The sequence below is a fragment of the Clostridium ljungdahlii genome, assembly GCF_001636845.1.
GTDB lineage: Bacteria > Bacillota > Clostridia > Clostridiales > Clostridiaceae > Clostridium_B > Clostridium_B ljungdahlii_A.
The window spans coordinates 1-4,470 of the sequence record NZ_LITT01000039.1 but is presented as its reverse complement, the minus strand read 5'-3'; the positions used below and the strand labels follow the sequence as shown (position 1 = coordinate 4,470).

Genomic DNA, 4,470 nt, shown 5'->3' with positions numbered 1-4,470 from the left:
CTGACAATATCATTTCACCACCACTTTAGAGCAGGAGATTACATATTAAACATGGTGCTGGACGTCATAGCTGAAATGGGAATAAAGAACTTAACTTTAGCACCAAGTTCTTTAAGCAGTGTCCATGGACCAGTAATTGAACACATAAAAAATGGTGTTGTTACTAAAATCATAACTAGTGGGGTTAGAGGACCACTTGCAGAAGCTATATCAAATGGAACTTTAGATACACCTATTATAATACGTTCCCATGGTGGAAGAGCAAGAGCTATAGAAGCTGGAGATTTAAAAATAGACGTGGCATTTTTAGGTGCACCTAGCTGTGACGACTATGGAAATGCCAATGGATATACAGGAAAATCCTTTTGTGGTTCACTAGGATATGCTAAAATAGATGCACAGTATGCAGACAAAGTAGTACTTATTACAGACAATTTGGTACCATATCCAAATGTACCTGCAAGTATAGAACAAAATAATGTAGATTATGTAGTTAAGGTAGATGCCATTGGTGATCCTAAGGGAATAGCATCCGGTGCAACAAGATATACAAAGAACCCAAGAGAACTTTTGATTGCACAGTATGCAGCAGAAGCAATTGAAGCTTCAGGATATTTTGTGCCAGGATTTTCAATCCAGAGTGGTTCCGGTGGAGCATCCCTTGCAGTAGCAAGATTTTTAAAGGAAAAGATGATAGAAAAGAATATTAAGGCCAGTTTTGCATTAGGTGGAATTACAGGGCAGTTTGTAGAAATGCAAAAAGAGGGTCTTATCTCAAAAATCTGTGATGTACAGAGCTTTGACTTAATAGCAGCAAAATCCATAGGAGAAAACCCAGATCATTATGAAATAAGTTCATCCCTATATGCTAACCCACATAATAATGGATGTATTTCTAATAAATTGGATATAGTTATATTAAGTGCATTGGAAGTAGATACAGACTTTAACGTCAATGTAATTACAGGTTCAGATGGAGTAATTAGGGGAGCATCAGGTGGACACTGTGATACTGCGGCAGGAGCAAAACTTGCTATGATAGTTTGTCCACTTATTAGAGGTAGAATACCTACTGTTGTGAAGAAAGTGAATACTGTAATAACTCCAGGAGAAACAGTAGATGTAATAGTTACAGACAGGGGAATAGCAGTAAATCCTCTTAGAAGTGATTTACTTGAAAAGTTTAAGAAAGCAAAGCTGCCAGTATGCACTATAGAAGAGTTAAGAGAAAAGGCAGAAGAAATTACAGGAAAGCCTAAGGCTATTGAATATGGTGACAAGATTGTTGGTGTAGTTGAATACAGAGACGGTACTATTATCGATGTCATAAAAGAAGTAAAATAGTGAGGTAATAATTATGAAAAATGCAAGCAATATCCTTGATGAAATACTTGAAGCTAAATTCTATTTTTTGACATAAAAATGCTCACTTCAAAGTACACAAGTTTTTGTTATTTCACTTGTCTGCCTAGAATGGAGTATGTCAGAGATATGATGTAAATGTCGAGGTCAAAATATACTTTACTTATTCATATTCTATTTTGTGGTATGTTATTATATTCATAAACTCAGTAACCAGGCCATTTGTTGATGATGCTAATTAATCTGGTCAGGTGGTCCACCAATGGCCGTCGCTCCAATTAATGAGGTGAGAAAAGTAATAAACTATGCTGTAACTGTAATACCTCCTAAGAAGATAATGATGGGAATGCCACTTTATGGGTACGATTGGGCACTTCCATACACACCAAGAGGAGAATTTGCAGAAAGTGTAGGAAATAGAGAAGCGGTGGATAGAGCAAGAAGATATGGAGCTGTCATAAGGTATGATCAAAAAGCACAATCACCATATTATAACTATATAGATGAAGAGAGACGGCAGCATGTAGTTTGGTTTGAAGATGGAAGAAGTGTAGAGGCCAAATATAAACTTGTAAGTGAATATGGACTTCGGGGTGTTAGCTACTGGGTTCTAGCAAAGCCGTTCCCAGAAAATTGGCAGGTACTTGATAATATGTTCAATATTGAAAAAGTTATACCAGCTAGGTGATATGGTTTAGAATATAACTACAAAATTAGTTTTTTCTCCATAGTTTAATTCCAAAGACAAACTGTACCCTGTAGGATAGACACATTAAAAGAGGTTGTGTCTAATCTTACGGGATATTTTTATGGTTTGCGTTAATTCTTTTTCTTGAGTTAAAGTTTCTGCTGGATAACCTAGTTCAATACCAGAAACAGGTACAAAACCTTCAGGTAATTGAAGTTCATTTAACAGTTCCTTATCTTCAGAAAATGCGGTTAAGAAACCCATTAAATATACACTACCTATTTAGAATTAGTCAGATATGTACATATCTGACTAACAGTTTTTATGATAACTTATCCACCATATCTTAAATAGAACTATTTTACTTATATGGATTTATATACCTTAAATTTCCATAAGCTTCTTAATATCATTTTCAACATCAGTTATTCCACTTATTCCAAAGTTATCCACTAATACCTTAGCAACATTTGCTGAAAGGAACGCAGGAAGCGTTGGTCCTAAGTGAATGTTCTTAACACCTAAGTGTAATAATGATAATAATACTATTACAGCTTTTTGTTCATACCAAGCTATATTATATGATATAGGTAACTCATTTACACTCTTCAATCCAAATACTTCTTGAAGTTTAAGTGCTATAACAACTAATGAATATGAGTCATTACATTGTCCTGCATCTAATACTCTTGGAATTCCACCAATATCACCTAAATTCAATTTGTTATATTTATATTTAGCACAACCTGCAGTTAATATAACTGTATCTTTTGGTAACTTTGAAGCAAATTCTGTATAATAATCTCTTGATTTTGATCTTCCATCACATCCAGCCATTACAAAGAATTTCTTTATAGCACCTGATTTAACAGCCTCTACAACCTTATCAGCTAAAGCTAAAACTTGATTATGAGCAAATCCACCAACTATTTGTCCGTTTTCTATTTCTGTAGGTGCACTGCATTTCTTAGCCATTTTTATAACCTTAGAAAAATCTTTTGTTCCATCAGCTCTAACTTCTATATGGTTACATCCTGGCATTCCTGTAGCACCTGTCGTAAATAATCTATTCTTATAGGTGTCTTTTGGTATAACTAAACAATTTGTAGTCACAATGATTGGACCATTAAATTTTTCAAATTCTTCTTTTTGCTTCCACCATGCATTACCATAATTTCCTGCAAAGTGCTTATACTTTTTAAATTTAGGATAGTATTGTCCGGCAAGCATTTCACCATGAGTATATACATCTACTCCAGTTCCTTCTGTTTGTTCCAGTAACATTTCTAAATCTTTTAAGTCATGTCCTGAAATTAATATCCCTGGATTATTTCTAACTCCAATATCAACAGTTGTTATTTCAGGATGTCCATAACTTTCAGTATTAGCTTTATCAAGTAATGCCATGCCATCTACACCAAATTTACCTGCTTCAAGTGCTAAAGCTACCAGATCATCAACAGTTAAGCTGCCATCTATTGTAGCTGCCAATGCTTTTGCCATAAATGCATGAATTTCTTCACTATTGTAATTTAAATTCATTGCATGCTTCATATAAGCAGACAATCCTTTTAATCCATAAGTGATAAGCTCTCTTAAGCTTCTTATATCTTCATTTTCTGTTGCAAGCACTCCAACTTTTTCAGCTTTTGCATCAAATTCTATAGTATTATCAGCTGTCCAAACTGCTGCATCTGGCATAATCATCTCTGTGGTTTGCATTCCAAATATCTTCTTGAAAAAGCCACCAGTTATTTTTACTTCCCCAACTTTACCACCAGCGCTAATTACTTTAGCTTTTAATTTTTCTCTTATTTTTAAAGTTTCTTTTACCCTGCCTAAAATAGAATCTCTGTCAAAGTTAGCATTTGTAATCGTTGTAAATAAATTTTCTACTATAACTTTATCAACATTACTGTCTTTAACTCCAACTTTTCTTCCTTCATTGCTTACAATAGCTAATCCTTTAGTTACGTATATTAATAAATCTTGAGCCTTTGCAACATTTTCATTCTTACCACAAACCCCTATCTTAGTACATCCCTTGCATCCAGCTGTTTCTTGACATTGATAACAAAACATTGACATTTAAGGATTCCACCTTTCAACTTAAAATTTGTATTTATAGATTTATTACTTACTTTGCTATGATTATATATTACTAAAATACTGTAATTTAATCTGTAACAATTGTTACGAAACAAAAAACAATTTTCCCACGAACCTTTAATCGATATACCTGTATCAACTGCAACTTTTTTTAAATTAAATATCTTTTCAGAATTTCCATCTATTTTGGTTCAACCTCGACTTTTGTGAAACAACCTAATAACTGTAAAAATATATTGCAAGATAATACAATCATATCCCAATGATATGGAATCATGTTTTTTGTAAAACAGTATTTATTTTTATAATGG

Annotated in this window: 4 protein-coding genes; 2 read left to right on the top strand and 2 right to left on the bottom strand. The window is 33.6% G+C overall.

The features are described 5' to 3' along the window. A partial coding sequence (citF, locus tag WY13_RS14135; RefSeq protein ID WP_063556266.1) for a citrate lyase subunit alpha occupies nucleotides 1-1,344 on the top strand: 1,344 nt, incomplete at its 5' end. Nucleotides 1,345-1,624: 280 nt separating this feature from the next. Beyond that, complete coding sequence (locus tag WY13_RS14130) at nucleotides 1,625-2,050, top strand: glycosyl hydrolase family 18 protein (protein WP_063556265.1); 426 nt, start codon at nucleotides 1,625-1,627, stop codon at nucleotides 2,048-2,050. An 84-nt stretch (nucleotides 2,051-2,134) separates the two neighbouring features. Here the strand turns inward: WY13_RS14130 and WY13_RS14125 are convergent, their stop codons facing one another. Next, nucleotides 2,135-2,314 carry a hypothetical protein gene (locus WY13_RS14125; protein ID WP_063556264.1) on the bottom strand — a complete coding sequence of 60 codons (180 nt, stop codon included), beginning with the start codon at nucleotides 2,312-2,314 and terminating at the stop codon, nucleotides 2,135-2,137. A 120-nt stretch (nucleotides 2,315-2,434) separates the two neighbouring features. Further along, a complete protein-coding gene (gene hcp, locus WY13_RS14120; protein WP_063556263.1) occupies nucleotides 2,435-4,138 on the bottom strand; it encodes a hydroxylamine reductase in 1,704 nt (567 codons plus the stop codon). Between the last annotated feature and the right edge of the window lie 332 nt (nucleotides 4,139-4,470).

Bases quoted from the DNA above. Each gene is read 5' to 3' on its own strand.
- WY13_RS14130 (WP_063556265.1), top strand. From the start codon at position 1,625: ATGGCCGTCGCTCCAATTAATGAGGTGAGAAAAGTAATAAACTATGCT.
- WY13_RS14125 (WP_063556264.1), bottom strand. From the start codon at position 2,314: ATGGGTTTCTTAACCGCATTTTCTGAAGATAAGGAACTGTTAAATGAA.
- hcp (WP_063556263.1), bottom strand. From the start codon at position 4,138: ATGTCAATGTTTTGTTATCAATGTCAAGAAACAGCTGGATGCAAGGGA.